The 19,559-nt window shown below is 71.6% G+C and carries 16 protein-coding genes and 1 pseudogene; 7 read left to right on the top strand and 10 right to left on the bottom strand.

Annotation, left to right across the window (positions count from 1 at the left end):
• Window positions 1-8: 8 nt before the first annotated feature.
• From OG897_RS32870 to OG897_RS32880, 3 genes are all read right to left on the bottom strand, one after another.
• The gene (locus OG897_RS32870) at window positions 9-1,082 is read right to left on the bottom strand and encodes an ornithine cyclodeaminase family protein (protein WP_266662694.1); all 1,074 of its coding nucleotides are present in this window, start codon (window positions 1,080-1,082) and stop codon (window positions 9-11) included.
• 66 nt (window positions 1,083-1,148) lie between these two features.
• Window positions 1,149-2,468, bottom strand: a complete 1,320-nt coding sequence (locus OG897_RS32875) for an MFS transporter (RefSeq protein ID WP_266662696.1) — start codon at window positions 2,466-2,468, stop codon at window positions 1,149-1,151.
• Window positions 2,465-3,517: a pyridoxal-phosphate dependent enzyme gene (locus OG897_RS32880; protein WP_266662698.1), complete on the bottom strand. Its 1,053-nt coding sequence runs from the start codon at window positions 3,515-3,517 to the stop codon at window positions 2,465-2,467. The genes OG897_RS32875 and OG897_RS32880 overlap by 4 nt, the downstream gene beginning before the upstream one ends.
• Window positions 3,518-4,251: 734 nt before the next feature.
• Here OG897_RS32880 and OG897_RS32885 point away from each other — a divergent pair.
• Window positions 4,252-5,073: a helix-turn-helix domain-containing protein gene (locus tag OG897_RS32885; protein WP_266662700.1), complete on the top strand. Its 822-nt coding sequence runs from the start codon at window positions 4,252-4,254 to the stop codon at window positions 5,071-5,073.
• Window positions 5,074-5,258: 185 nt separating this feature from the next.
• Window positions 5,259-6,314 (top strand): PhlD, encoded by a 1,056-nt coding sequence (locus tag OG897_RS32890; RefSeq protein WP_266662702.1) that lies wholly within the window; start codon window positions 5,259-5,261, stop codon window positions 6,312-6,314.
• Between the two features lie 19 nt (window positions 6,315-6,333).
• On the opposite strand, the gene OG897_RS32895 is transcribed toward OG897_RS32890, so the two are convergent.
• The 3 genes from OG897_RS32895 to OG897_RS32905 all read right to left on the bottom strand — a co-directional run bounded on the left by OG897_RS32895 (window position 6,334) and on the right by OG897_RS32905 (window position 9,031).
• Window positions 6,334-7,122 carry a GNAT family N-acetyltransferase gene (locus tag OG897_RS32895; protein ID WP_266662703.1) on the bottom strand — a complete coding sequence of 263 codons (789 nt, stop codon included), beginning with the start codon at window positions 7,120-7,122 and terminating at the stop codon, window positions 6,334-6,336.
• The gene (locus tag OG897_RS32900) at window positions 7,115-7,951 is read right to left on the bottom strand and encodes an SDR family NAD(P)-dependent oxidoreductase (RefSeq protein WP_266662705.1); all 837 of its coding nucleotides are present in this window, start codon (window positions 7,949-7,951) and stop codon (window positions 7,115-7,117) included. Before OG897_RS32900 ends, OG897_RS32895 begins: the two co-directional genes overlap by 8 nt.
• Before the next feature lie 465 nt (window positions 7,952-8,416).
• The gene (locus tag OG897_RS32905) at window positions 8,417-9,031 is read right to left on the bottom strand and encodes a hypothetical protein (protein ID WP_266662707.1); all 615 of its coding nucleotides are present in this window, start codon (window positions 9,029-9,031) and stop codon (window positions 8,417-8,419) included.
• Between the two features lie 312 nt (window positions 9,032-9,343).
• Between OG897_RS32905 and OG897_RS32910 the strand changes: the two genes are divergently transcribed.
• Window positions 9,344-10,546 carry a serine hydrolase gene (locus OG897_RS32910; RefSeq protein WP_266662709.1) on the top strand — a complete coding sequence of 401 codons (1,203 nt, stop codon included), beginning with the start codon at window positions 9,344-9,346 and terminating at the stop codon, window positions 10,544-10,546.
• A gap of 54 nt (window positions 10,547-10,600) precedes the next feature.
• On the opposite strand, the gene OG897_RS32915 is transcribed toward OG897_RS32910, so the two are convergent.
• From OG897_RS32915 to OG897_RS32925, 3 genes are all read right to left on the bottom strand, one after another.
• Window positions 10,601-11,812: a sensor histidine kinase gene (locus OG897_RS32915; protein ID WP_266662711.1), complete on the bottom strand. Its 1,212-nt coding sequence runs from the start codon at window positions 11,810-11,812 to the stop codon at window positions 10,601-10,603.
• Window positions 11,813-12,061: 249 nt separating this feature from the next.
• The gene (locus OG897_RS32920) at window positions 12,062-12,739 is read right to left on the bottom strand and encodes a response regulator transcription factor (protein WP_266662712.1); all 678 of its coding nucleotides are present in this window, start codon (window positions 12,737-12,739) and stop codon (window positions 12,062-12,064) included.
• Window positions 12,740-13,924, bottom strand: a complete 1,185-nt coding sequence (locus tag OG897_RS32925; protein WP_266662714.1) for a sensor histidine kinase — start codon at window positions 13,922-13,924, stop codon at window positions 12,740-12,742. It abuts the gene before it with no gap.
• A gap of 195 nt (window positions 13,925-14,119) precedes the next feature.
• Here OG897_RS32925 and OG897_RS32930 point away from each other — a divergent pair, with 195 nt between their 5' ends.
• From OG897_RS32930 to OG897_RS32945, 4 genes and pseudogenes are all read left to right on the top strand, one after another.
• Entirely contained in the window at window positions 14,120-15,601 is a 1,482-nt protein-coding gene (locus tag OG897_RS32930; protein ID WP_266662716.1) for an alpha/beta hydrolase, read from the top strand.
• A gap of 155 nt (window positions 15,602-15,756) precedes the next feature.
• The gene (locus OG897_RS32935) at window positions 15,757-16,386 is read left to right on the top strand and encodes a hypothetical protein (RefSeq protein WP_266662718.1); all 630 of its coding nucleotides are present in this window, start codon (window positions 15,757-15,759) and stop codon (window positions 16,384-16,386) included.
• A 289-nt stretch (window positions 16,387-16,675) separates the two neighbouring features.
• Entirely contained in the window at window positions 16,676-17,353 is a 678-nt protein-coding gene (locus tag OG897_RS32940) for a GGDEF domain-containing protein (RefSeq protein WP_266662720.1), read from the top strand.
• 183 nt (window positions 17,354-17,536) lie between these two features.
• Window positions 17,537-18,070 (top strand): annotated as a pseudogene (locus OG897_RS32945) (glycoside hydrolase); the annotation flags it as partial.
• A gap of 311 nt (window positions 18,071-18,381) precedes the next feature.
• Here OG897_RS32945 and OG897_RS32950 read toward each other — a convergent pair.
• Window positions 18,382-19,440 carry a LacI family DNA-binding transcriptional regulator gene (locus OG897_RS32950; RefSeq protein WP_266663678.1) on the bottom strand — a complete coding sequence of 353 codons (1,059 nt, stop codon included), beginning with the start codon at window positions 19,438-19,440 and terminating at the stop codon, window positions 18,382-18,384.
• Between the last annotated feature and the right edge of the window lie 119 nt (window positions 19,441-19,559).

A 19,559-nucleotide genomic window follows, 5' to 3' on the forward strand; every position in this document is an offset into this window, starting at 1 on the left:
GATCCCCCTCAGAGCGTGAGCCGGGCGCCGAGACCGACGGCCTCGGCGCGGGCGTGGATGCGGTCGGCGACGGCGACGTCGAGGATCGACATGCCGAAGGGATTGCTGATGACGGTCTCGTCCTGGCGGCGGCGGCCCGGGTGACGGCCGGCGAGCACGTCGCCGAGAGTGGCATCCACCCGGCGTGCGCCGGGCTGCGCGATCACCCCGTCCCGGGGGGCGCCGTCGGGGCCGAGCAGCGTGCCCGCCCGGTGCATCCGGCCCAGCAGACGGCGCGGGTCGTCGCGGACCAGGCTCCAGTCGTCGACGATCACCGTGTCGGCGGCGAGGACCGCCGCCTCGGTGAGGTCGTCCAGCGAGACGTGGCAGACCAGCGCGCCGGGCCGCAGCCAGTCGGGCTCGATGTACCCCTGCGTCACCGTGGTGACGGGCACGACGAGTTCGGCGTCCCGTACCGCCTCGCGTGCGCTCCCGGCCCGTACGGTCTCGACCTTCGCGCCCTCGGGCAGCGAGGCGACGTACGCGGCGAGGGCCTCGGCGCGGCCGGGCGTCACGTCGTAGAGCGCGAGGGTGCGCAGCGTCGGCACGGTGCGCAGCAACAGCGCCGCGTGCGCCTGGGCGAGGGCCCCGCAGCCGACGAGCGCCAGTCGCTGCGGGGACGGCACCGCCAGGTGGCGTACGGCCAGTGCGGTCACCGCCGCGGTGCGCATCGCGCTGATGTAGGCCGCCTCCATCAGGGCGACGGGCCGTGCCGTCTCCGGGTCGAGCAGCAGGGTGAAGCCCTGGGAGCGCGGAATGCCCCGTGCCGGGTTTCCCAGTGAGGCGTTGATGGTCTTCATGCCGACGACGGGCGGTCTGCCGTCCTGGAGCAGCGCGCCGGGCATGGCCAGCAGCCTGGCCGAGTCGCCCCGCGGGGTCGTCCAGCCGAGGTATGCCTCCTCGGGGAGGACCGACTGCCCCGCGCTGTGCAGCATCAGCGCCTCGGCCACCGTCCGCACGATGTCCACGCCTCGGGCGGCCTCGACGACGTCCGCCCGCGTCAGATGGAGAAAGGGGCTGTCCGGGTATCGTTCGAAGTCCATGGGGAGCGGGGCCTCCTTGGCGGGGGTCGTGATGCTCGAACAGGGCATGGCCTGACAGGCCGGTGGTCAGCCGCCGGTACGCGCCTTTCGTACGGTTACGCTCTCCGTCGGCCCGGCCGTCCCGGCACCGCGCCCCCCTCGCAGTACAGCGAGGGGAACGAGCGCGCCGAGCAGGAGCACACCGGCGAGCGCGATCCAGCCGGCCTTGCCGAGGGCGAGCACCACACCCGTCATCAGGACCGGTCCTGCGACCCGGTTGGCGACGGTGCGGCTGGTGTTGAACAGCACCAGGTAGGCGCTGCGTGCCCCCTCGGGGGCCAGATCGAAGGAGAGCGTCCAGGACGCGCCGACCTGGAGCAGCTCGGCGAAGGTCAGCAGGACGACCGCGCCGCCCAGCACCAGCAGGGCGCCGTGCGTCCCGAAGCCCGGCGCGGCGGCGAACGCCAGCGCCCCGCAGCTCAACAGTGCCGCTGCGGCCGCGTACGACAGCCAGGCCCGGCGCGTCGTGCGGTAGCAGCGGTTGAGGGGGTACTGGAGGGCGATGCAGAGCACGGTGTTGACGGCGTACAGGATGCCGACGTAGCGCTCCGGCACCTCGGTGGCGGTCACCAGCCACAGGGGGAACGCCACGTTGAGCACCGGCATCCACAACGACACCAGTGCGTTGTACGCGGTGAAGCCCAGCAGCCGCCAGTCCTTGAGCAGGTCCCGTACGCCCGTCGCCTCGACCGGGCCGGCCGGGCTCTCGTCACGTGCGGTGGCGAACACCGCGGCCACGATCACATAGGCGACCGCGCCGCCGATCAGCAGCGGCCGGAACGCGTCGGGCGAGCCCGAACCCAGGGCGACTCCGGCGATCAGCCCTCCCAGGCTGATGCCCAGATTGACGACGGTGCGCTGGACGGCCATCACCTTCGCGCGCAGGCTCTGCGGCGCCCGCGCGCCGACGTACGCCTGGACCAGCGGGGGCGAGGACTGCTCGGTGACGGCGATGACGGCGACGACCAGGAGGAAGCTCCACCAGCCGTCCACCCACAGATAGCCGATGGTGGCCAGGGCGCGCAGCAGCATGACGCCGGTCAGCACGGGCTGGGGGCCGAAGCGTCCGGCCAGCCGGGCGATGGGCAGGGCGGCGACGATGGCGACCGCGCCGCCGATGGTCAGTCCGATGCCGACGGACGAGGTGCTGAGGTGGGCGACCTTGACGAAGTAGATGGTCGACACGGCGAGGAACAGGCCGGTTCCGGTCCACTCGATCAGGGTCGCGCCCTGCACCAGTGGCAGGAACTGCCGGTAGTCGCGGCCGCGTCCGGGCTGTTCGGGCCGTTCGGGCTGTCCGGGCCGTCCGGGCTGTCCGGGCTGTTCGGGCGTGCTGCTCGTACTCATCGGCGCTGGTGCTCCAGGTGGTGCGGTTTCCGCCGGGTGAAGTACAGGCCCTCGCGGCGCAGTTGCTTCGTCGAGGCGGCTATCTCTTCGGCGATGCCCTGTTCGCTCGCCCAGTCGTCGGAGTAGAGGGTGTCGCGGTACTTTCCGCCGCCGTCGGCGGCCAGACAGACCGAGAGTCCCCGGGGCGCGGGGTCGCTCTCCAGATCGGTGACCAGCGCCCGGACGGCGCAGCCGCTGGACCCGCCGAGCGCGAGCCCCAGGTCCTCGGCGATGATCCGGCAGACGGTGATCGCTTCGACGTCGTCGACCTGGACGAGGCGGTCGTAACTGTCCGCGCCCTTCAGGAAGGTGGAGGGGCGGCTGGCCCCGATGCCCGGTATCAGCCGGCGTCCCGCGCTGCCGGCGACGGCCAGGGAACCGCGTACGTCGACGGCCACCGGGGCGACGTCGGGGCGGTGCTCGCGCAGATGGGAGGCGATGCCGGCGAGAGTGCCGCCGGTGGAGACGGGAACGTAGACCGTGTCGAGCTCCGCACCTGCCTCTTCGGTGATCTCGGGGCCCGTGGTGGTGCGGTGCACCTCGGGGGCGGCCCAGTTCTCGTACTGGTTGGGCCAGCGGTGGCCGGGGTTCTGGGCCAGCAGTTCGCGCACGGTGCGCAACCTGCTCAGCAGATAGCCGCCCTGGCCGTCCGGCTCGTCGACCACCAGGACGCGGGCGCCGTGGGCCTCCAGCATGCGGCGCGTGGTGGGCGGGGTCTTGAGGTCGACGACCGCGAGGAAGGCGCAGTCGACGGCGGGCAGTAACCGGGCCAGTGCCAGGCCGAGGTTCCCGGAGGTCGACTCGACCACCACGGTGCCCGGGGTCAGCGGCTGCTCGTCGTGCAGCGCCCGCAGAAGTCCGACGGCGCTGCGGTCCTTGACCGAACCGCTGGGACCGTGGCCCTCCAGCTTCAGCGCCAGCCACCGTAATCGGCCTCGATGAGCAACGGTGAGGTGGAGCAACGGCGTCCTGCCGAGCGCCCGCTCCAGGACGGGCTTGACACGCAACATCGCTTCCCCCTGAGCTCGGCGTCGCTGCGAACCGTGTGCAATAAGACCTTAGGCAGCAGCCCAGCGAAGTAACCAACGCTATAAGCGTTGCAACCGACGCAACGTGGCCGGAACCCCAGGGGACGGTTCTCGGCCATCCGGCGTCCTCACCTCCGCGACCTGTGCCGACGAAGGGGCGGCGGGAGTGCTCGGCGAAGGGCGAAGGACGTGAGGGACGCTCAGAATGGCCGACTCCGACCGCGCCCGCGCGTCACTGCTGAGGGCCTGCCGACAGGAGCGGCAGGTGTACGTACGAAGGCGGACGGCGACGTCGAGCGCGAGGCCGACGGCCGGTCGGCGGAGTCCGCCTGAGGCGTCGTCAGTGCCGGGCCACCCACGGCTCTGCCGGTCTCGGGCCGACGCCGGTCACCGAAGGGTTCGTCTCCTTGTTGGTTTCCGGCGAAGAAGGGCTGCCGCGAATTTCCGCCGCACTGCGTTCTCCGCCATGGCGGAGAACGACGGCATCGCTCCTGCCCCTCCCCGCCGGATGAACCAACGGCCGGGCATTCCCACCAGGATCCGAGAAGCCCGGTGCGGATGGAAGCGCTCCCACCTCACATCACTGCTGGCCGGAGCACCCGCCCACACGATGATGCCGCACCCCCTTGACCATTTCTTCGTACAGATCCTCGGAAGAATTCCACTGCGAAGAAATAGACTGCACCCCACACCTAACTCACCCGCGGGGGAACCGCATGACGAACAAGAAGGCCCTCAAAGCGCTCCTGAAGGCCCGCAGAGAACGCATCGACCCCGAAACGATGGGCTTCATCCGCATAGCCGGACGACAGGGCCGACGCGCTCCCGGACTCTCCCAGTCCCAGGTCGACCAGCTCATCAACCGGGCCGACGGCGTCTACCACCGCCTGGAGACCGGCTCCTACGCCAACCCGCCCTTCGACCTCCTCGCGGACGTCGCCCGGCTGTACCGCCTCGACGAGCAGGAATGGGTGTCCCTGTGCCGGTACGCCCGCGCCTCCGACCCGCCCGCCCCCCTGTACTCCCGCTCCGGCAAGGAAGTCCCCGGCGCCTGGCAGGACGCCGTCGACGGCATCTCCCACATGGCCTACGTCACCGACTGCTCCTGGCAACTCGTCGTCCACAACACCGCGTTCGCCGCCCTCTTCCCGGGCGGAAGCCCCCCCGAGAACACCCTGCGGTGGATGCTCCTGGACCACCACGCGCGCAAGACCCTCGGCAACTGGGACACCGACTGGGCCCCCTTCGTCCTGCCCCAACTCCGCACCGCGCTCGCCGCCCGCCCCCACGACGCGGTTCTGCGCGCCATCGAGGCCGACGTCATCGCCGACCCCGACACCGGCCCCCTCTACGAGGAGGGCGTCGCCTACATCCACCCCGACGGCGACATCCGCCCCCTCAACCACCCCCAGCAGGGGCCCGGCTGGGTCACCATGTGCGCCGCCCAGCCCCTGTCCGCACCCGGCGCCCGGCTGATCGTCCTGATCTACCAGCCGGGCGGCGACCACGGCGGACGCGCTCCCATGCTCCGTGCCTGACCCGCCCGAGCGCGCCCGCCCCGCCGTCCACGGGACGGTTGCCCTCTCCACCCGGCGGACAACACCTCACAGAACGCGCTCACCTGCGAACAACATCCCCCAGCTCGGGAACACTGGGCATCTCTCACGTAGGTTGTGGCCACCCCCACGGCCCATCCGTCCCTTTCCAGCAGTGGGAGATGCTCATGTCCGGCGCCTTCGTCAGCCGGCCCGCCGTCGTCCTGGCCGACCACCTGATCACCACCGAGAGCCTCCTTGAGGACCTCCGCACCCGGCACGCCGACCACCCCCGCCTCAAGGCGTTCGAGCGCGTCGTCGCGAACTGCGGGGTCGACACCCGCTACCTCACCCGCCCGTTGGACCACCACAGTCTCAGCGCCGGGGCCACCGTCACGGAGCGGACCACCATCGCCTTCGGCGACGCCCTCACCATGGCGGAGAACGCGGCCCGCGAGGTCCTTGACGCCCACGGCCTCGGGCCGGGCGACATCGACGCGATCATCACCAGCCACACCACCAGCTGGGGTATCCCCAACATGGACGTCCGCCTCACCAACGCCCTGGGGCTGCGTCCCGACGTACGGCACCTCGCGATGACGACCCTCGCGTGCGCCGGAGGAGCCCAGGCCCTCATCCGTGCGGCCGACATGGTCGCCGCCCGCCCCGGCAGCACCGTCCTCGTCGTCGTCACCGAGGTGATATCCAGCGTGTGCGCCAACCCGCACGACACCTCCATCGAGGCGATCATCTACCGGGCCCTGTTCGGCGACTCCGCGGGCGCGGCCCTGGTCACCAGCAGCCCCCTCGGCCGCGGCCTGCGCATTGATGACACGTGGGAGTACACCCTCCCCGAGTCCACCGACCGTTACTACGGGCGTCTCGACCACACCGGCCTGCACTTCGACTCCACGAAGGCCGCGACGAAAGCGGCGGGCGACGTCCTGCCCCGCCTCCTCGACTGGGTCGGCCCCCGCGACGTCCTCGACTGGGCGGTCATCCACCCCGGCAGCCCCCGCATCATCACCGACATCGCCACCGGATTCGGCCTCGACCACGAAGACACCCGCCGCTCCCGCACCTCGCTCGCCGAGAACGGCAACCTCGGCGGCAACGCCGTCCTCGACGTGCTGCGCCGCACCCACGACGAACCGCCCGCCGACGGATCAGCCGGCATCATGGCCGCGTTCGGGCCCGGGTTCTCCACCGCGGCACTGCGCGGCACCTGGCAGGAGACGAGCTGATCCTCGGCGGACACCCGGGTCAGTGCCCGGGGCCGAACTGGAGCACCGCGGCGGGGGCGAACGCCCCGGTCGCGTAGTGGACGTACTCGTGAACCAGTCGGAATCCCGCGCTCCAGGCCAGCAGGCGGCTCGGCTTGTTGAGGGTCGAGCAGTTCCAGGCGGGGGTGCGCCCACGCGTTCTGATGTCGGCACACACCGCGGTGACACAGGCCAGGGCCAGGCGGTGGCGACGGTAGTCCGGGGTGGTGAGGGCGGCGACGTCCTCGTACCGCTTTCCGCCGAAGTACGAGCAGGCCACGGTCAGCACCGTGCCGTCCCGGTCGACCGCCGCCCAGCCCCGTCCGGAGGCGCACAGCCCCAGCGCGCCTCCCCAACTGGCGTGGATCCACGCGGAACGTGCACCGAGCGCGGCCAGCGCGTCGGTGTCGGCCGTCTCCAGCCTGCGCACCCTTACCCCGCGCGGGAGCACGGCGGGGGCAGGCGCGGTCTGCTGCGTCCACACCATCCGCTCCCACGGGCACAGCCGGGGGAAGGCCGTGCCGAGCAACGGCAGGAAGCGGGCCGGCGCGTCGACGTACGCGCCGGAGAACGGTGCCAGGTCGTCCGGGGTCAGGGCTCCGGGATTCCCCCGGAGCAGGACGTGTCCCGCGACGGACACCGCCAGAGCCTGCGGGTCCGTCGACCGGTCCGCCCACCACCGTCCCTTTCCGGTGGCGAGGGCGTGTTCGCCGATGCTGGTGGGGCCGGGCATGGCGGTGGGCAACCAGGGGGTGAGCACGGGCAGTTGGTGCGTCTCCAGCTCAAGCATCCTGCCGTGCCTCCCGTACCGTGGCGCCGACCAGGCGGTCCGCGAGCTTGTTGAGCCGCTTGACGGTGCGCTCCTCCGTGGCCATGACGGCGGGCTGGATGCGCTCGGCACGGTCGTAGTAGGCCCCGTTGACGATCTCGGTCGCGGGGTCGCAGAGCCGCACCACGTGGGCGGCGCCGTCCGCCGCGCTTCCCCCGTCGTGGGCGTACAGCGGCAGCAAATCCGTTGCGCAGACGCCCGGGTGGACGGAGACGGCGGTGACGCGCGGGTCGGCGGCGAACACCGTCAGCGCCAGCTGCGACTGGGCGTACGCGGCGAGGCGGGAGTAGCGGCGGGTCCGGTGGGGGTCCGACCACTGGATGGCGGCGGTGCGGTGGAGGGAGGAAGAGACGTTGACGACCCGCCCGCCGTCCGGGGCTGCGGTGAGGACCGGTTCAAGGTGACAGGTCAGCAGGTAGTGGGCGAGGAAGTTGACCTGGAGGGCGATCTCGTTGCCGTCACCGGTGAGGGTGCGCCGCTCCGGGGCAGCCGTCGCGGCGTTGTTGACGAGGACGTCGAGACGCGGGTACTCCGCGACCACCTGCCGCGCCAACTCGGCAACCTCGTCAAGTCGGGTGAAGTCGGCTGCCACGGGGCGGAGTTGAGCCCCCTGCACCTCTGCCGAAGTAGCGAGGAGATGGGCGACGGCGGCACGTGCCTCTTCGGCCGTACGGCCGTGCAGCAGCACCACGGCTCCGCGTTCGGCGAGCTGTCGGGCGGATTCCAGACCGATGCCGGAGGTGGCACCGGTGACGAGAACGGTACGGGAGGCGAAGGTGGCCTCAGTCATGACGGATCCAGAGGTTGTCGAGGAACGGGGGGACTGCGAGAAGAGGCGAGAGGGCGATATCAGGAGAAAACACCCGCCACAGGGATGCCGGAGCTCTTCACGGCATCCCTGGGCGTGCGAGGGAGCGACAGCGCGCCGACCTGGTGCGGGCGCGGTGTTCTCACCTACGGACAGCGGGGCGACCGGCCGTACCCCTGATGGGGAGGCCGATCGAGAAGGAGCCACGCGCTGTTCATGTCCTCATGAAACCGGCCCGTCAGCTCTCCGGGCAAGAACCCCGGCACATCCCTGACGCGCTGATGACGCCCCACCTGTGACTTCCCGGTGCGGCTGCACGCGGTGGGCCGGCCCCTCGGGGGAATCCCGGAGGCGGCGTCGCCGCACTGCCGGTCGCGACCCGTACGAGTGTCGACAGGAGCGTGATCGCGCGGGTGGACCGGCCGTACGGTGACGATCCGGCAGAGGTCAGTGGAGCTTGTTCACGGCCGTGACGGTGGTCGCCTTGAAGGCATCGACCGGCGGATCGCCCCAGTTGCTCTCCCAGCTGACGACCGTCACGGTATTGCCGTCGCGACCGACCGAGACCAGCTGGTTCTGGTAGCCCCAACCGCCCTGGAACCCGATGCCGTAGACATGGGCGCCTTCTTCGACACTGAGCTGCCCGTGGTCCCAGAAGGACACGGGCCGGTTCGGCTGGTCCTGCTCCATGCGGGCCTCGCAGCCCGCGACGGCGGCCTCGACCTGCGCGCCGAAGGCGACGGCCTCGGCCTCCGTCGGCAGTACGACGGTCACCTGCGAGCCTCCGGCCGTCTCCGGGGTGCTGTAGGTGGCGTTCCAGACGTTCTCCTGGGGCAGGGAGACCGTTTCCGCGCAGAGCGGTGAGTACGGTCCGTCAGAGGGACCGGATGACCCGTACCAGTCGGAGAAGGGGTCCGGCGGCATGTCCGACGGATCCAAGAAGCCCGGCATCTGGGCGACGGCGCTCGGAACGCCCACCGCCCCGGCGGGCGTCGCTCCCAGTACCGCCGCGGCGACGGCCCCCATCACGGCCACTGCGGCCGGACGACGTCCACGTCTCATCGTGCTTCCCCCCGTACGTCGGATGTCTGCTGAAACGGCGCCCGCCGATCGGGCGGCACCGGTATCAGCAGGAGCATCTGACGGCGCACCCGGGGAGTTCTGCCCTGCGTACACGAAATGGCTTGATGTACAAGCTAGTTGAGCTGGATGTCACTGCTTCGCGGGCTTTACGGAGACATCGTCGTGGTCAGGGTGATCGTCAGGGGGACTCAGGGACGGGTCAGGGGCATCCCGTATGGAGCGGGGTGTTCGGGGAGGAAGACTTGACGGCACGAGGAACACCAGTTCCCAGCCCTACCGAGCGGAGTCTCCATGTCCTTGCGCCGTCCGTCGGCCGTTTCTCTGGCCGTTCTCACGACCGTCGTCGCACTGTGCGCCGTGGGTGTTCCGGCCCAGGCGGCCACAGGTGCTTCCCCCGGCCTGGACCGTGCCGCCCTGCGCGAGGCGATAGCCCTGCGCTCGGACGACGGCGCGGCCGGTATCGTCGCCGGGGTCCACCGCGACGGCGATACGTGGCGGGGTACGTCCGGTGACGCCGTCACCGGGAAGCGGGTGAACTCCGGGGCGCACTTCCGGATCGGCAGCATCGGCAAGCCGATGGAAGCGGTGATACTCCTGCAGCTCTCCGCCGAGGGCCGCGTCGATCTGGATCAGAGCGTCCAGCACTACCTGCCCGGGCTGCTGCCCGAGGACAGGTTCAAGACGCCCGTCACCGTACGGCAGTTGCTCAACCACACCAGCGGGCTGCCCCAGGATCTCGACGGCGCATCACCGGTCTCCCAGGACGCGGCGATCGACGGCCGCTTCGACTCCGTCAGTTTTGACCAGAGCATCCAGCAGACGCTGCACCCCGAGGGGCGTCCGGGGCCCGGTCCGCGCTTTGGGCCCGGCACTGTGCAGGAGTACAACTCCTTCGGCTACCGCGTCGCGGGCAAACTCATCGAAACCCTCACCGGTCACTCCTTCCACGACGAGGTGACACGGCGCGTCCTCAAGCCGCTCGGGATGCGCGACACGGCCACCTCGGTACCGGGCCGCGCCACGTCCGTGCCTCGCCCGTACCTCCCGGGCTACCTGCCGCGCAGTACCGGCGACCTCGTCGACGTCAACAGACAGGGCGGCCTGCCCGCCAGCATGACGTCGACCGCCGCCGACCTCGACCGCTTCATCACCGGCCTCTTCACCGGCCGTCTCCTGCGCCCGGCCCAGCAGGCCGAACTCTTCACCGTCCCGCGCGGCACCGACGGCAAGCCCCTGCCCTACGCGGGCTCCTCCAACTGCAACCAGGGCCCCGCAAAGGGCACTGCCTGCTACAGCGCCGTCCAGATGTACTTCCCGCTCCCCGACGGCACTCTCCTGTGGGGCAAGACGGGGAGCGACATGGGCTACAAGGCCGGTGTCTTCGCCGCCCCGGACCTGAACCGCCGTGCCGTGTACGCGGTGGGCACCTCCTCGGCCGACGACCGGGCCCCCGCGATAGCCCAGCGCCTGGCCCTCGCCGCCTTCACGCGCTGAGCGTCACCCGCCCCGCAGCTCCACCGAACGCCCCTCGGCTCGGAACCTCCAAGCTCAGGGCAGTTCCGGAGGGAGCGGGACCGCCACCGAGAGGACGGCGCCCTCGCCGGGGGCCGACTCGACGGTGAGGGTGCCGCCGAGCTGCCGGGTGCGGGTCCTGATGGCGGGGAGCCCGTGTCCGCGCGCTCCCGTCGCGGCACCTACGGACGGGGCGTCGGGGTCGAAGCCGTGGCCGTTGTCAGCGACGTCGAGGACGACCTGATCGCCGAGATAGCTCAGGGTGAGAGCCGCGGCGGTGGCGCCGGAGTGCTCGCGGACGTTGGCGAGGGCACCCTGGGCGATGCGGAGCAGCGCGGACTGGACCCGTTCGGGGAGCGGGCCCGCGGGGGCTCCGTCGATGTGGCAGCGCACGGAGATCCGCTCGGAGGACTCGCGGGCGGCGAGGGTGCGCAGCGCCTGGTCGAGGCCGTCGCCGTCGGCCAGGTCGGCGGGGGCCAGGTCGTGGACGAAGCGGCGCGCCTCGGTGAGGTTGCGCTCGGCGACCGCGGTGGCGGTACGTACGTGGGTACGGGCGGCGGCCGGGTCGCTGCTCCAGACGCGGTCGGCGGCCTGGAGGAGCATCTGCTGGCTGGACAGGCCCTGCGCGAGGCTGTCGTGGATCTCCATCGAGAGCCGCTGGCGCTCGGCGAGGATGCCCTCGCGGTGTTCGGTGGCGGCGAGTTCGCGCCGGGTGCGGATGAGGTCGTCGATCAGTTCGCGCTGACGCCTGGCCTGACGGTCCAGCTGTACGAAGACGGCGATGGCGATGGCCGCGACGGCCGGCGGCCCGAGGATCACATCGACGTCGAGGCGTCCGGAGAGCCGCAGGTGGGCGCTCACGGCGACGACGCTGACCAGGATGATCAGGGCGATCGCGGCCGGTGGCCGGAGGGTACGCAGGGTGATGAAGAAGAGCGGGACCGCACACCAGCCGAAGCTGGGCGCCAGCATCACCAAGGTGATCCAGACGGCGACGACGGTGCCGAGCCAGAGGTAGCGGCGCGGCGACGGCCGGACGCCCAGGGCAGGTTCGAGCAGGTAGAGCACGGCGAGGGCGGCACTCAGGGCGATGACCCAGGGGGCGAGGTGTCCGCCCGTGTGCCGGAGCAGGAAGCGGGTGAGCACCGCGCCCAGCAGCAGGAGAAACGCCACGTACAGGAGAACGCGGAGCCAGCCGTCGCCCGGCTCCGGGGTGTCCTCGGGGTAGCTGCCGCTGTTCAGCGCCATGACGTGCCTTCCCTCTTGCAGGGTCATGAACAGCGCAAAATATCCCATAGCGGACACCCTGGACGCTGCGGCAGCGCGCACCGCGCGGGCTCCTTTTCCCGGCGCCCCAGGGGTGCGCGCCCGGCGTCCCAGGGGTGCACTTCCCGGCGCCCCAGGGGTGCGCTTCCCGGCGTCCCAGGGGTGCGCGCCCGGGCCGTCACCCTGGCCGACGGGCTCAACGAGTCCGACTTCTCCGTGCCGTGCGGCCGGTCACTCCTCCGCGTCGCGGACCAGGAGGGCGATCTGCACCCGGTTCTCCATCATCAGCTTGGCGAACAGGTTGCCCGTGTGCGCCTTGACGGTCGCGATACGGATGTGGAGCCGTTCGGCGATCTCCTGGTTGCCCAGACCGTCGGCGATGGCCCGGGCGGTGTCGAGTTCTCGATCGGTCAGCGCGGACAGCTGTTTCCGCGCGGCTTCGCGGGACGAACGGCGGGCCTCGGCAGAGTGCGGCCCGGTGGCTGCGGCGATCACCCGTGCCGTGGCCGCCGGGGACAGCACGGGGTTCCCTTCGGCGACGGTCCGCACCGCGTCGAGAATCCGCGCCGGTGGGGTGTCCTTCAGGACGAACCCGAGGGCTCCGGCGCGCAGCGCGCCGAGCACCAGGTCGTCGGAGTCGAAGGTGGTCAGCATGAGCACACGGGGCGGCGCCGCCCGGGTGAGGAGTTCCCGGGTCGTACTGAGACCGTCACGGCCGGGCATCCGGATGTCCATCAGCACGACGTCGGGGCGCTGTTCGTCCACCACGGTGATCGCGGTGTCTCCGTCGGCTGCCTCCGCGACGACGGTCAGGTCTGGTTCGCCGTCGATGACGAGCCGTAGTGCAAGGCGCACCAGTTGGTCGTCGTCGACGATGACGATGCGCACCGGGTCCCGCTCGCTGTTCACTCAGCTCCTCTCTCCGTGGTCGTGGTCCGGCCAGGGTAGGTGGGCGGTGAGGAGGTAGCCGCCGTCGTGTGTGGAGTGGTGGGAGAGTTCTCCGCCGGTGAGGGCGACGCGTTCGGCGAGGCCGAGCAGTCCGAATCCCGATGTCGGCGGTCGGTCGGTCGGCGTGGTGGCCGGGGAGTTGTGGACGCTGACGTGCAGTTCATCGCCGGCGGTTCCCGCGACCGTGATGTGCACGGGGGCGCCCGGGGCGTGTTTGGCCGCGTTGGTCAGTGCTTCCTGGAGGACCCGGTAGCAGGTCCGTCCCACGACGTCGGACGGTTCTCCCGTCACCGTGGTGGTGAGCGAGACGTCCAGTCCGGACGTGCGGGCGTCGGCCACCAGCTCCGGGATCCGGTCGAGGGAGGGCTGTGGCGGTTCCGGGCCGTCCGGGTCGGCGCGGAGGACACCGAGGACGTCTCGTAGCTCTTCCAGTGCCTGATGCGAACCGTCGGCGATGCCACGGATCAACGTGCGGTTCTCCTCAGTGGTGAGGGTGCGGCGGTGATCCAGCACTCCGGCCTGCAGGGCGACCAGGGAGATCCGGTGCGCGAGCACGTCGTGCATCTCCCGGGCGATACGGTTCCGTTCCAGGGCCCGGGCCTGCGCTTCCCGTGCGGTCTGTTCCCGTTCCGCGCTCTCTGCCCGCTGCCGCAGGGACAGCACCTCGACGCGCCGTGCGCCGACGGCCACGCCCATGGCAACCGCGATGCCCGCGCTCAGTGCCGGGAGTGCGAGTTGGAGCCACATCGGGCCGGACGGGCTCGTGACCGGGTAGAGCATGAGGGCGAGTTGCGACGCGGCCACATAGACGCACGCGACAACTCCGATCTCCACCGGACGGCGGCGCGCCGACATCGAGCACAGAGCCAGCAGCGCGGCACCGACGGCGAGCGTCGACGCGCCCGAGGCGACGGCGACGACCAGGGCGACGGCCAGCGGGAACCGTCGCCGCCACAGGAGAACCGCCAGGCAGCCGAGAGCCACCAGCGGATCACCGGTGACCAACCAGGAACACGAGTCGGTCGCGCACCCTCGCGGCAGCACCACGGCGGTGGAGAGCCAGAAGGGAACGCCCAGTGCCGCAGCCGCCACCAGCCGCCATGTCTGCTGCCACCCCGCGAGCCGTGGCACGACGTCCTCGTTCATCCGGTCATTGTCGCCAGTCCCCCGCGGCCGGTGCGGCCCCGGGACCACTCCCGGAGTCGTAGCACCGACTCGACTGAGGTCGAAGGCGGGTCGAGCCGTCCGGCCGATGTGATCGTTCCGCCGGGCGAACAGACTCGTATCCGTTGCCCGGCCGTTCCGGCGCACGACCCCGTGAACCCCTCAGGAGGACACCAGATGCGCACAGCCCTGTCCCTCGCCCTCGCCGCCACCGCGGTCGCGGCGGTCACGTTTCCGGGAGCGCCCGCGTCGGCGACCGCGGACACGGTGACGGCCGCGCCGGGCTCCCCGCAGTGGGGGCCGTGCCCGCAGAAGGCCGGATCGAAGAGCACCGACGCGCCCCGGCTTGAGTGCGCGACGCTCGACGTCCCGCTGGACTACCGCGATCCGGACGGCAGGCAGATCGAGATCGCCCTCTCCCGCCTGGCGAGCAAGGACCCCGCGAAGCGTCGCGGTGTACTGCTGACCAACCCGGGCGGGCCCGGTGGCTCCGGGCTCGACTACCCCGCCCTCCTCGCCGGGGCCGGGCTGCCCCAGGACGTCCTCGATTCCTACGACGTGATCGGCTTCGACCCGCGTGGCGTCGGCCGCAGCACGCCGGTCACCTGCGACCTGACACCCCAGCAGCAGGCCCGCGGCAACTTCCCGCCGTACGCGCACACCTCGGCCGACGTCACCAAGGAAGCCCCGTACGCGCGCACCGTCGCCGAACAGTGCGCCACGTCGCGCACCGCGTGGATGCTGCCGCACACCACCACCGCGAACACCGCCCGCGACATGGACCGGATCCGGGCGGCGCTGGGCGAGCCGAGGGCCTCCTACTTCGGCACCTCCTACGGCAGCTACCTCGGCGCGGTGTACACCACGATGTTCCCCGCGCGCAGCGACCGGATCGTCCTCGACAGCAACATGGGCCCCGGCGGCTACGACCTGGCGAGCTTCCGCCTGCTCGGCCGCGGCATGGAGGACCGGTTCCCGGACTTCGCCGCCTACGCCGCCGCGCACCCCGAGTACGGTCTGGGCACCACACCGAAGCAGGTGACCGCCACGTTCTTCCGCCTCGCGAAACGGCTGGACGCCCAACCGGTCGGCGGCATCGACGGCACGCTGTTCCGTGGGGTGACCTTCGATCGCCTCTACGTCGACGGGCTCATGCCCCAGCTGGCCAAGGAGTGGCAGGCGCTGGACACGGGCGAACCGCTGCCGCCTCCGCCGCCGGTCGCGGAGAACTTCCTGGCCGGCCACTTCTACGTGACCTGCGGTGACTCTCGCTGGCCCGGCAGGGTCCGGGACTACCAGCGCCACGCCGCGATCGACCGGCGCACGTACCCGATGCTGGGCGGAACCACCGGAAACATCAAGCCCTGCGCCTACTGGCCGGACCACCGCGTCGAACCGCCGGTCCGGATCGGCGACCGAGGCCCGTCGAACGTGCTGATGGTGCAGAACGAACGCGACCCGGGGACCCCTCTGGCGGGCGCCATGAAGCTGCGGCGGGCGTTCGGCGACCGGGCCACGATGGTGACCGTCGACCAGGGCGGGCACGGTGTCTACCCGTTCGGCCGCAACACGTGCGCGAACAACACCGTGACGGCGTTCCTGACCAACGGACAGCACCCGGCGCGGGACCTCGCCTGCGCGGCGGAGCCGAACGGGTAGCGGGGGCGGACACATGATCAAGAAGTGGCGGCGGCGTCGTGCCATCCAGCGGGTCAGGCCGGGGGACGGACGAGTGCTCCCACCGGATGTGAGCAGCGCACCTGCGGGTCCGTAGGCTTTCGGATGCCCCACCGCATCCCCCGCAGGAGAGAAGCATGCCCGCCCCACAGCCACCGCTCCACCCCGCCCGCCGGGCCGTCCACGCCGCCGTACGCAGGCGCGCCGCCCGCGTCGTGGTCCTCCCCGCCGCCCTGCTCGCGCTGAACCTCGGGCTCGGCACGACCGCCCAGGCGTACGAGCCCGCCTCCGCCGGCGCGCACCCGGCGGCCCGCTCCACGGCACCCGACCGCGCGACGGTGACGGAGGGCCAGGTGCGGGAGGTCGCTCCCGGAGGCGTGCTGACGTACCCCAGTGTCACCAGCTGCCTCACGATCACCGTGCGGCTCGGTGACGGCGGGCTGGTCGGTGCGCACGCCAGCCTCTTCCAGGTGCCGGGGGAGTTGCGCTCCGACGCGATCCTGCCCGCACTGGACGCCGCGGTGGGCGCCAGGGCCGTGGCCTCCGTCCAGGTCAGGGGGGCCGTGGGAGCCTGGCACCCGAGCTACTTCACGAAGGCGATCGAGAGCTACGGCGAGGGTGAGCAGGTGCCGGTTCCGTCCGGCCCGGACGTCGAGGGGCTCGCCCGGGAGGTGGCCCGCGAACTCGGCGTTCCCCTGGCGTCGGTCACCGCCGAAGACGTACCCGACGGCGACCAGGTCGTGACCGGCGGCGTCGGGCCCCGGTGACGAGGGGCCGGGGTGAGTCGCGGCTCACCCCGGCCCGTCCGGTGACCGTCCGGCCCGCCGAGCTGGACCTCTGGGGCCGTCTCCGGTACGACCAGGTCAACGCCTGCGGTGTCCCGCCGACGCACGGGACCCTCCCGTCCTCACGAGGCGGCAGCCATGCCTTTCCGAGGCCCTCGGACGGAAGGAGTACGGGCACGAGAGCCCGGGGCTCCGAGTTCGCCGCCCCCGGCCTGAGAACCGTCGGCCGATCCGGGCAGCCATCCCGTACGAAACGGAACGGAGAATCACCATGGTCTCAACACACCGCACGGCAAGCACACTTGGGCAGCGCGCTCTCCTGCTGACCACCGCAGCCGTGCCGTTGACCGGATGGACCGTGCACGCCGTCGTGCTGCACAAGCGACTCGCCTCCAGCCGACGCGACCCTCTCACCGGGTTGCTGCGCCGCGACGCCTACACCACCCGCGCCCACCGGGTCCTGCGCCGTCACGGAGAGGACACCGCGGTGGTCCTGGTCGACGCAGACCACTTCAAGACCATCAACGACCGGTTCGGACACGCGGCCGGGGACACCGTCCTCGCCGCCTTCGGGGCCCGGCTCACCGCGTGGGCGGGCCCGCACGCCTCGGCAGGCAGGCTCGGGGGCGACGAGTTCGCCGTCGTCCTTCCGCTGACCGCCGCCCGTCGGCAGCAGCGGCTGGAGCAGTTGATGCGCATGCTGTGCGTGCCGGTGCGCCTGGACGACGGGCGCACGGTCGACGTCACGGCCTCCGTCGGCGCCGCGACCCCGGACACGATGGGCACCCGCGACCTGTCCGCACTGCAAAGGGCCGCCGACGCCGCGATGTACGACGGCAAGCACTCGGGGCGCGCACGGTTCGCCACCCTCGCCCACGCCGCCACACCGTCCGTGAACGGCCGCCGGGCGGGCCGGCCCGGCACACATCAGTGGGGCCGAGCGGCCTGATCGACGCACCCGCCCACATCCCGACAAGGCTCGAAGGCGCGATGCGCTGATGGGGTTGTCAACTCCTGTACAGGCGCGCCCCATTGACACTTTCGTTTGCGGAGTCCTACGTTTCTTGACGTCTGAGAGCGCTCTCGCCAGGCCCTTCCCGTCAAGTCCCGTCGAGACTTCGAGGTGCCGTCCATGCCAGACCCCCGCTCACGCCCCCTCCCCCGCAGCAGACCGGCAGCCGCTCTGGTGCTGGTCGCCGCCCTGGCCGCCGTCGGCCTCGGGCCGACCGTTTCCCCGGCGGCGGCAGCCACCGTTCCGGTCGGTTCCGGCAGCTACTCCGACTCCCGCCCTGCGGGAACCTCGGGCCCCACGACCAACACCGGTAGCCCCGTCACCCCCAAGGTCACCCCGGCGGCCAAGGGCAGGCCCGTACCCACCAACGACTGGTGGTCCTCCCTGGCCTTCCAGCGGTACGGCGACAATCCGCACTCCACCCCGATGTACGGGCACCCGCTCACCTACCGGGCCACCTCGGGCGGCCTGGAGATCGGGTACCCCACCACCCCGGCGGTCGTCGGCGAGGGCCGTCAGTACGAGTACGCGCACCAGCGCGACCTCACCCTCGGCCTCACCGGCCTCGACTCCCCCGACACGAAGGCCGACTCCTGGTCGGACTGGACCGTCACCCCGTACTGGTCGGACGGCACCCGCACGCTGCGCACGACCTACGACCTCACGGGTGACGGCACCTTCGAACGGACGGAGACCTACCGGTACTTCGCGACCGACCCGGTGACCGGCTGGGAGACGTACGGCGAGGGCAGCGGCCCGAAGTCGGCGACCGGAACGCTCGGGAACCTGAAGGGCGGGACGGTACGCCTGGAGGTGTGGTCGGCGATCGGGAACGCCCCGGCGAAGCTGAGGACCGGGACGGCGGATTCGGTGCTGACGATCCCGTTCGCCTGACCGGTACCGCCGGGTAAGGAAGCCGCCGCTCGCAGGCGGGTGCCGTCGGGGCTCTCGGGCTCCGGCGGCACCTACGCCGACGCGCGCCGCACCAGCACCGTGGGGGTGATCACCGGCTCGGGAACCGGGGCGCCCGAGTCCCGCTCGCTCAGCATGCGCATCAGCAGCCGCACCATCAACCGGCCCATTTCCTCCACGTCCTGACGGACCGTCGTCAACGGGGGATCGATCCTGTCCACCACCGAGGCCATGTCGTCGAACCCGACCACGGCGACGTCCCGCGGAACCCGCAGCCCCCTCGCGCGCAGTGTCGCCAACGCCCCGGCCGCCATCAGGTCGTTGGCGGCGAACACCGCGTCCAGGTCCGGCCGACGATCCAGCAGGTCGGCCATCGCCCGCGCGCCGCTCTCCTCGGTGAAGGCCCCCTCGGCGATCAGCTCGGACCCGGCGTCCGGCAGTGCCTCGCGGTAGCCGTCGGCGCGGTCCAGCGCGGACGTCTGGTCGCGCGGGCCCGCTATGTGCGCGATGTTCTTCCGTCCGAGCGAGACCAGGTGCCGTACCGCTGCCCGTGCTCCGCCCCGGTTGTCGCAGTCGACGTACGGCACGGCGGGAGCGGCGGGAGGCCCCTCCGGTCCGGCAGTGACCGGTCGGCCGCCGAACACGGACGGCAGCTTGGTCCGGGCGACGATCGCGGGGAGTTCGCCGTCGTCGTGCAGCGACAGGGCGAGCGCTCCGTCGACGTGCCCGCCTCCCAGGTAGCGGGCGATGCGCTCGTAGTCTCCCGGACCTTCCACCCACAGCAGGACGAGTTGGGAGTCGTGCGCCGTCAGCTCACGGCTGATGCCGCGGATCTGCTGGGCGAAGAAGGGGTCGGAGAAGATCCTGAACTCCGGTTCGGCGATGATCACGGCGATCGCGCCGCTGCGCCGGGTGACCAGGGTGCGGGCCGCGTGGTTGGGAACGTAGCCCAGCTCCTCCACCGCCCGGCGCACCTTCTCCGCCACGGGCTCCCGGACCCCGGCGCCGCCGTTGACCACGCGGGAGACGGTGGCCCGGGAGACTCCGGCCCGGGCCGCGACCGCCTCCAGGGTGGGGCGGGCCGTACCGGACCCCGGAGTCTGCTCGGGCAAGGGGTGCTCCTCGGCTGCTTCGCTCGGCTGCCGGGACAGGTTACCCGCCTCGATCCGCCTCCGGGCAGTGGTGGCCGAGCCGCACGCGCCCGGCAGGGAAGCCGGGTGGGCTTCCCCGC

The organism is Streptomyces sp. NBC_00237 (assembly GCF_026342435.1).
GTDB lineage: Bacteria > Actinomycetota > Actinomycetes > Streptomycetales > Streptomycetaceae > Streptomyces.